This window comes from Pseudomonas sp. 2VD (genome assembly GCF_005503585.1).
In the GTDB taxonomy this organism is placed as follows: Bacteria; Pseudomonadota; Gammaproteobacteria; order Pseudomonadales; family Pseudomonadaceae; genus Pseudomonas; species Pseudomonas aeruginosa.
This window is the reverse complement of the sequence record NZ_SCND01000039.1, coordinates 19,701-27,037: the sequence shown is the minus strand read 5'-3', so window position 1 is coordinate 27,037 and position 7,337 is coordinate 19,701. Positions and strand designations below refer to the sequence as shown.

Sequence of the window (7,337 nt, the reverse complement as noted above, 5' to 3'; positions counted from 1 at the left end):
GGGCTCGGAGATGTGTATAAGAGGCCGTCCCCGGCGTGCAGCCGGGCGCACGCTTGCTGCTGCACGCCGAAGGCGATGCCAACGTGCGCGCCGTGCTGGAACGTATCGGCGGCATCGAGGCGCTGGGCATCGCTGCCATCGACGTGTCGCCCGCGTACTGGTGCACGCTGGGCAACCGCCTTGCGGCGCGCTTGGCGCTGCCCGAATACACCGCCGAGCGGCACGCCGCCTGGCTGGCCGGGAAGGTGTCGCTATGACTGCCCCAAGCAGCACAGCCAGCACCACAGGCACCGCGACGCGTCCTCGCTCGCGCCTGCGCGCTCGCATCGTCGTGGCGACACTGGCCGTGATCGGCTTCGCTGCGATGGCCTTGGCGGCTTTCGTGTCGCCGCTGCCGCGCCTGACCTACAACCCGTCCGACAGCGTGGCGGTCGGCTGGTATCGCATCGACCCGTTCGACCCGCGCACCGCCTCACTGCCACGTCCGTTGCCCGTGGACAGCATCGTGCTGGTGCCGCTGCCGGCCGGGGCCGCCTTGCTGGCTGCACAGCGCGGCTACCTGCCGACCCGCGTGCCGCTGCTTAAACGTGTGGGCGCAGTCGCGCCGCAACACGTCTGCATCGTTGCCGGTCAGGTACGGATTGACGGCGTGCCATCGGCCGCCGTTCTTCCGAACGACCGGTTGGGTCGGCCGCTGCCGTCCTTGCAGCTTTGCCGCCGTCTCGAACCGGGCGAACTGTTCCTGTTGAGCATGACCAATCCGGCATCGTTCGACAGCCGGTATTTCGGCCCGGTCAGCGCATCTGCCGTGATCGGCGTCGCGCGCCCGATCTGGCTGGAGTCACGCCCATGATGGTCGCCGATTCGCTGCACGTTGCCGTGCATCTCATCGTGCCATCGGCCGTGTCGTTCCGCTGGCTGCTGCAGTGTCGCCGCGCCTGCCGTGGTGGTGCATTCGCACTGCACAACGCGCTGTATCCGGCGCAGCCGTCCGACGTGCAGGCGTCTTGCCTCGAATGCGCCGGGCCTGCGGCCATTGGCGCGTTCGCCGGCGGGCTGGCTGCAAGCAGTGCAGCGCTGCCGGGGCGCCGACGCCCGGAGCGACAGCGAAGGGCAAAGGCGGAAGGCAAGACAAAAGGACGCGGCACCGGGCCGCGTCGAAAGGCAGTCTGCACATGGGGGTGGTGCGGCACGGAGCGGCTTTGCCGCCGTGCCGCGTTCGGCGCGAAGGTCGCGCCAATACAGGCATGTCCGCGTGCTTCGCACGACCGGACACGCCAGAGCTTGCAGGGAGAACGGCGATGACCGACCGCCGCGACGACGATTTCCGCGTGCGCCCCAGCGCCCCTAAGAACCGGGGCAAAGGCCAGGGGCAGAGCTTCGTTTCCGAGGTGCTCAAGCAGGCCGGCAAGGCCAGCAGCGGCAAGTCCTCGATGCGCCATTCCGCAGCCGGTGGCAGCGGCGCACGCGCCGGCCAGCGCCCCGGCTCGCGCCTGGGGCGCGGCCACACAGCGGCGCGCTTCGCCGGGGCGAAGCTCACGCCCATGTCGCGGCGCGTGACCATCAAGACGCTGCTGGTCAATCACCAGCGGGCCAGCCCGCAATCGCTCGCCAAGCACCTGCGCTACGTCGAGCGCGACGGCGCGGGCCGCGATGGCGAACCGGGCCGGGCCTACGGTCCGCAGACCGACGAAGCCGACCTGGACGCCTTCAAGGAACGCTGCGCCGATGACCGGCACCATTTCCGCTTCATCGTCTCGCCCGAGGACGGGGCCGAACTGGACGACCTGCGCACCTACACCCGGCATCTGGTGGATCGCATGGAAGCCGACCTGGGCACGCGGCTGGATTGGGTGGCGGTGGATCACTGGAACACCGACAACCCGCACACCCACCTGATCGTGCGCGGGCGCGACGACACCGGCAAAGACCTCATCATCGCCGGCGACTACATCGCCCACGGCTTCCGCCATCGCGCCGCCGAACTGGCGACTGAATGGCTGGGGCCGCGCACCGAACTGGAGATCCAGCAGACCTTGGGGCGCGAGGTGGAACAGGAGCGGTGGACGAGCTTGGATCGCACCTTACAACGCGAGGCTGGCGAGGATGGCCGGGTGCATGTCGAACGGCTCAACGAACCCCGCTTGCAGCGCCAACGCCTGCTGCTGATCGGTCGCCTGCAACGCTTGCAGCGCCTGGGCCTGACCGACGAGGTGCAGCCCGGCACCTGGGCCGTCCATACGGACGCGGAGAAGACGTTGCGCGCCTTGGGCGAGCGCGGGGACAACATCCGCACCATGCAGCGGGCCATGAGCGGCGAGCCGCGCGACCTGGCCGTGTTCGAGCCGGGCGAGAATGGCCGTACCCTCATCGGCCGTGTGGCCGCGAAGGGGCTGGCCGACGAGCTGCGCGACCGTGGCTATCTGGTCATCGACGGCGTGGATGGCAAGGCCCACTACGTCGCGCTGAACGCCCGCGACGAGCTGGCGAACTATCCCACCGGCGCGGTGGTGGAGGTGAAGAGGGCGGCCGACGTGCGCGCCGCCGATAAGAACATCGCCGCGCTGGCGAGCGATGGCCTGTACCGTGCCGACCATCACCTGGCCATCGAACAGGGCCGGGCCACGCCCGGACGCGACCCGCAGGAAGTCGTCGCTGCTCACGTCCGGCGGCTGGAAGCCCTGCGCCGGGCCGGCATCGTGGAGCGCGTGGCCGAAGGGCTATGGAAGGTGCCGGACGACCTGGCCGAGCGTGGCCGCCAGTACGACGCGCAGCGCCTGGGCGGCGTGGCGGTGGAACTTAAATCGCACCTGCCCATCGAGCGGCAGGCCCGCGTCATCGGTGCGACCTGGCTTGACCAGCAATTGATCGGTGGTGGCCGAGGGCTGGGCGACCGGGGCTTTGGCGGCGATGCTAAGCAAGCCATGCAGCAGCGTGCCGACTTTCTGGCCGAACAAGGGCTGGCCGAACGTCGCGGGCGGCGCGTGATCCTCGCTCGGAACCTGCTTGGGACACTGCGGAGTCGGGAGCTGGCGCAGGCCGGGAAGGACATTGCTGCCGAAACCGGCCTGGAGCATCGCCCGGTGGCCGATGGCCAGCGCGTGGCCGGCATCTACCGGCGCTCCGTCATGCTGGCGAGCGGGCGTTACGCCATGCTCGATGACGGCATGGGGTTTAGCCTGGTGCCGTGGAAGCCAGTGATTGAGCCGCGCCTTGGGCAATCTCTTAGCGCCACCGTCCACAGCCATACCGCGTCTTGGCATCTTGGCCGAGGACCAGGAAGGTAGTTGAATCAGCTAGCCCAAGGTGAGGGACGTGCTACATGCGCTCGGCTGGCCCTGACTTCGACGCTCTGCAGCCTCACCGACTTCTGGAATTCGGCGCAGACCAGCATGTTGGATGTAGGGCCCTTTGGCACGCTGATGCAAGACGCAGTGTGTTCCATTGCGATTGGCAGGATTTAGCGATCCTCCGTCCGTTGTTAATAACAATCATTCGCATTGAAAAAATACGATAGAGGTTCTACGGCTGCGCGTATCGAACACCCGGCCTGAAACGAACTCTGTCAGGGCAATGTCGTGGCTCGTGCACGTCTTTTCTATTTGTTTGGATTCCTATGCATCGCGTCGCTATTCGTCGGCGTGAAGCAATTGTCGTGGGGGCAGGCTTATACGCTGTCCGATGATGCTTGGCTAACACTGACAGTGAGTCGTATTCCACGCTTGGCAGCGCTCATTCTGACCGGAGTGGGACTGTCTATTTGCGGTGTGATTCTGCAGCAGATTGTTCGGAACAAGTTTGTAGAGCCTGCGACGTCTGGTGGTTTGGACGCGGCGAAACTGGGAATTCTGCTCTCGCTGGTGTTGGCGCCAGGGCTGGGAACCATGGGCAAGATGCTGTTCGCGCTCTTGTTTTGCTTCTCGGCGAGCATGCTCTACGTCGCAATCATCCGGCGCATAAAGTTCAAGAACACGGTATTGGTTCCCGTCGTGGGGTTGATGTACGGCAGCGTCTTGAGTGCCGTCGCGGAGTTTTATGCCTATCGCCACAATATTGTGCAGAGCATGCAAGGCTGGCTATTGGGTGATTTCTCAAAGATCATCCAAGGCAATTACGAGATCATCTATTTAATCCTCCCCATCGTTGCGCTCACCTACCTGTTCGCACATCGTTTCACTGTAATGGGGATGGGGGAAGACGCAGCAACCAGCTTGGGCTTGAGCTATTCGCGGACTGCGGCATTGGGCTTGCTGCTGGTGGCCGTCACCGTCTCTGCCTGCGTCATTGCCGTAGGGGCCATTCCCTTCGTCGGTTTGGTGATCCCCAACCTGGTGGCGCTGCGCTGTGGAGAGAACCTACGCCGAACCCTGCCTATCGTGGCTCTGGCGGGTGCGTCACTTCTGCTTGTGTGCGACATCGTTGGCCGTCTTCTGATTTTTCCGTTTGAAGTGCCGATCGGCATGACGGCAGGCAGCCTGGGCGGCTTGCTGTTCCTTGTGCTCCTGCTGGGGAAACTCAAATGATGCGCATGGCCAACAGGCACGGGCTTTGGACGCTGGTCATCGCGGCTGCGTTGATCTTCATTTTTGTGCAATCGGGTTTCGATTTCGGCTATGTCATCCCTAAGCGGCTGAACCGCTTGGCGACCATCGTGATCGGTGGCATCTGTGTCGCGGTTTCCTCGATCATATTTCAGACCATCGCAGGCAACCGAATACTCACCCCCGCTGTAATGGGATACGAAGCGGTTTACCTGCTTCTTCAATCGTTGCTGACGCTGATCGTGGGCGGGCATGGGTTGATCGCCATTGGCCGCAACGAGGGCTTCTTTCTGTCGATCGCCTTCATGTTGGCTTATTCGTGGGTCGTCCATCGCTATTTGTTCAGAGATGGCAAGCGCAACGTGTACTACCTGTTATTGCTTGGTCTGGTGCTGACCATGCTGTTCAGCACGATTATCCAGTTCGTCCAGCTCAAGATCAGCCCGGGGGACTTCGGCATCGTCCAAGGGTTTATCTACGCATCGTTCAACAGGGCGCGGCCAGAGCAACTGGTCTATGCGGGGGTTCTGGTGGCCGCGATAGCCATTGTGTTGGCCAAGACGCTTCCTTCTTTGGACGTTCTAGCGCTTGGGCGCGAGCAATCCGCGTCACTGGGATTGGACTACAAGCGGAGCGTGAGGCTCTACCTGGCCCTCACTGCCGCTCTGGTGGCCATCTCCACCAGCCTGATTGGGCCGACAGCCTTTATGGGGATATTCGTCGCCAACATTACGTACTCGTTGACCAGATCGACATGGCATCGCCTGACGCTACCAACCGGATGCGCGGTCGCGATCGGAATTTTCATAGTCGCCCAACTCCTGGTCGAGCACGTTTTCAATTACACAACCACCGTCAGCATCCTCGTCAACCTTGTTTGCGGGGCCTACTTCCTCATGCTGACGGTGCGTACGCGAGGTGGCGCATGATCGCGACAGAAGGCCTTTGCAAGGCATACAACGGCAACTCGGTGCTGTCCAAAGTCAGCACCCAGTTTCCTGCAGGAAAACTGACCTCTCTTATTGGCCCGAACGGCGCAGGGAAAAGCACCCTGTTGATGCTGGTCGCCCGTCTGCTGGAGCCCACCAGTGGCGCAATTCGGATCGGCGATAAGCCTGTGTCAGATTTCCGCCCGCGGGACTATGCAACACGTGTCGCTACGCTGCGTCAGGCACCTGATATCAACCTTCGCCTGACAGTCGAAGAGCTGGTGGCTTTCGGGCGTTTTCCCTATACCCGCGGCTCACTCGATGCCCGTGACCACAGCGAGATCGACCAAGCCTTGGCCTTTCTCTCTCTTGATGGGTTGAGAGAGCGCTACATCGATGAACTCAGTGGCGGCCAACGTCAGATGGCGTTCTTGGCGATGACGATTGCACAGCAGACCGACTGCCTGCTGCTCGATGAGCCGCTCAACAACCTGGACATGAAGCATTCCGTACAGATCATGCAGGCCCTTCGCCGTCTGTGTGACGAACGCGGCCGCACGGTGGTGATGGTGGTTCATGACATCAATTTCGCTGCCAACTATTCGGACCACATCGTGGCGATGAAGTCCGGGTCCGTTTGCTTCAGCGGCCGGGCTGCCGAGGTCATTTCAGAGGACAGACTACGAGAACTGTTCGAGTTGGATTTCGAAATCACGCGTACCGCTCGTGGGTGCGTGTGCAATTACTTCAAACCATCAGGAGAATCTAGATGAAGTGGAACAAAGGTAAGGAACGATGGGCGGCAGCTCTGCTCTTGCTTTTGGTTGCCGCGTTGCAGGGCTGCGATCAGAAGCACGAGCAATCGGCGCACGGGGAAGCGCCGGCTGTGACAGCCCAGCAACAGGTGGTTGCTGATACAGACTCCATAACGGTCGTGCACGAATTGGGTACTGCCATTCTCAAGTCCAGGCCGACGCGCGTGGTTCCCTACGACATGAGCGTGCTCGACTCCCTCGACCAGCTTGGCATTCCGATTGTCGGCATGCCTAAGGACTATGTTCCTCGCTTCCTCTCGAAGTATCAGGACAACCCGGCGATCCAGGATGTGGGTTCGGTGTTGCAGCCGAATTTCGAGCAACTCCATGCGGTGAAGCCTGACCTGGTGTTGATTTCTCCTCTGGAAGCAGGCAGCTATCAGGAGCTTTCGCAGATCGTGCCAACGATTTACTTCGATGTGGATTACATGAACCAACACGGCGACTACATCGGGGGCGTCAAGAAGCAACTCATGACGTTGGGGCATGTGTTCGGGGTGGAAGACCAGGCGCGCAAGAAAAGTCTTGAAATCGATCAGAAGGTTGAAGAGGCACGCGCCACAATCAATGGCCGTCCCGAGAAGGCGCTCATCGTGATGCACAACAACGGTGCCTTCACTGCCTTTGGCATTCAATCCCGATACGGATTCATCTTCGACACCCTCGGTGTCAAGCCTGCCAGCCAGCACATCGAACCTGGACTGCATGGTCAGCCGATCTCGAACGAGTTCATTCACGATGCTGATCCCGACATCCTCTACGTCGTCGATCGGACCGCCGCTCACGACCGCAAGCCGGTGGATCCCAAGGGGCTCGACAATCCGCTGTTGCGGCAGACAAAGGCATGGAAGACCGGCCATGTGGTCTTCGTGAATCCGGACGTTTGGTATCTCACCGGTGCTGGTGTCACTTCGCTGGAAATGCTCATCGATGAGGTCCTGAAGGGCTACTCCGGCGGTTAGGGCTGCGTCTTCGCATTGTCTCCAGCGGCGCGGCAATACCCAGCGCTACCACGTTGACGGCAACGAACGGGAGTTAGGTTCGCAAGTGCC

At 62.1% G+C, this 7,337-nt stretch carries 7 protein-coding genes and 1 pseudogene; all 8 read left to right on the top strand.

Going from position 1 to position 7,337, the window contains the following annotated elements:
* Positions 1 to 20 precede the first annotated feature (20 nt).
* A pseudogene (locus FFS27_RS07105) lies at positions 21 to 257 on the top strand (DUF2840 domain-containing protein); the annotation flags it as partial.
* Positions 254 to 853, top strand: a complete 600-nt coding sequence (locus FFS27_RS07100) for a S26 family signal peptidase (RefSeq protein ID WP_034019517.1) — start codon at positions 254 to 256, stop codon at positions 851 to 853. The pseudogene FFS27_RS07105 and the gene FFS27_RS07100, both read left to right, overlap by 4 nt.
* A complete protein-coding gene (locus FFS27_RS07095; RefSeq protein WP_071578208.1) occupies positions 850 to 1,305 on the top strand; it encodes a hypothetical protein in 456 nt (151 codons plus the stop codon). The genes FFS27_RS07100 and FFS27_RS07095 overlap by 4 nt, the downstream gene beginning before the upstream one ends.
* A complete protein-coding gene (locus FFS27_RS07090; protein WP_058133424.1) occupies positions 1,302 to 3,287 on the top strand; it encodes a relaxase/mobilization nuclease domain-containing protein in 1,986 nt (661 codons plus the stop codon). The genes FFS27_RS07095 and FFS27_RS07090 overlap by 4 nt, the downstream gene beginning before the upstream one ends.
* 291 nt (positions 3,288 to 3,578) lie before the next feature.
* Positions 3,579 to 4,523 carry an ABC transporter permease gene (locus FFS27_RS07085; protein ID WP_042852633.1) on the top strand — a complete coding sequence of 315 codons (945 nt, stop codon included), beginning with the start codon at positions 3,579 to 3,581 and terminating at the stop codon, positions 4,521 to 4,523.
* Entirely contained in the window at positions 4,520 to 5,470 is a 951-nt protein-coding gene (locus tag FFS27_RS07080; RefSeq protein ID WP_034019896.1) for an iron chelate uptake ABC transporter family permease subunit, read from the top strand. The genes FFS27_RS07085 and FFS27_RS07080 overlap by 4 nt, the downstream gene beginning before the upstream one ends.
* Positions 5,467 to 6,243, top strand: coding sequence for an iron ABC transporter ATP-binding protein (locus tag FFS27_RS07075; protein ID WP_034019895.1), 777 nt, complete (start codon positions 5,467 to 5,469; stop codon positions 6,241 to 6,243). The genes FFS27_RS07080 and FFS27_RS07075 overlap by 4 nt, the downstream gene beginning before the upstream one ends.
* The gene (locus tag FFS27_RS07070; RefSeq protein ID WP_058133423.1) at positions 6,240 to 7,247 is read left to right on the top strand and encodes a siderophore ABC transporter substrate-binding protein; all 1,008 of its coding nucleotides are present in this window, start codon (positions 6,240 to 6,242) and stop codon (positions 7,245 to 7,247) included. The genes FFS27_RS07075 and FFS27_RS07070 overlap by 4 nt, the downstream gene beginning before the upstream one ends.
* Positions 7,248 to 7,337: the final 90 nt, after the last annotated feature.

Excerpts from the sequence above, each read along its gene's own strand:
- FFS27_RS07100 (WP_034019517.1), top strand. The coding sequence starts at position 254 with ATGACTGCCCCAAGCAGCACAGCCAGCACCACAGGCACCGCGACGCGT.
- FFS27_RS07095 (WP_071578208.1), top strand. The coding sequence starts at position 850 with ATGATGGTCGCCGATTCGCTGCACGTTGCCGTGCATCTCATCGTGCCA.
- FFS27_RS07090 (WP_058133424.1), top strand. The coding sequence starts at position 1,302 with ATGACCGACCGCCGCGACGACGATTTCCGCGTGCGCCCCAGCGCCCCT.
- FFS27_RS07080 (WP_034019896.1), top strand. The coding sequence starts at position 4,520 with ATGATGCGCATGGCCAACAGGCACGGGCTTTGGACGCTGGTCATCGCG.
- FFS27_RS07075 (WP_034019895.1), top strand. The coding sequence starts at position 5,467 with ATGATCGCGACAGAAGGCCTTTGCAAGGCATACAACGGCAACTCGGTG.
- FFS27_RS07070 (WP_058133423.1), top strand. The coding sequence starts at position 6,240 with ATGAAGTGGAACAAAGGTAAGGAACGATGGGCGGCAGCTCTGCTCTTG.